Origin of the sequence: Pelomicrobium sp. G1 (genome assembly GCF_051905455.1) — a bacterium.
Taxonomy (GTDB): Bacteria; Pseudomonadota; Gammaproteobacteria; order Burkholderiales; family UBA6910; genus Pelomicrobium.
The window spans coordinates 1-288 of record NZ_JBQACR010000296.1; the positions used below are offsets into that span (position 1 = coordinate 1).

Sequence of the window (288 nt, forward strand, 5' to 3'; positions counted from 1 at the left end):
CCCCGGAGCCTGAAGCCTTGGAAACCGCTGGCGGAGTCGCCCTGGCTCTGCCCCTGCTGGGGGAAGCGCCCTTCCTGCTGGTGAACGCGGACGTCTATACCGACTTCGATTTCGCCCGGCTCGTGGACATGGAACGGGTCTTGCCCTCCCCCTGGGACGCCTGCCTGGTACTGGTGGACAACCCGTCCCATCGCCCGGAAGGCGATTTTGCCCTGATCGAAGGACGAGTGGAGGTCGAAGGATCGCCCTGGTTCACCTACAGCGGCATCGGGCTTTACCGGCCCCGGT

General features: G+C 65.6%; 1 pseudogene. It reads left to right on the forward strand.

The features are described from left to right. Positions 1 to 17: 17 nt before the first annotated feature. A pseudogene (locus tag ACTFO6_RS18575) lies at positions 18 to 288 on the forward strand (hypothetical protein); the annotation flags it as partial.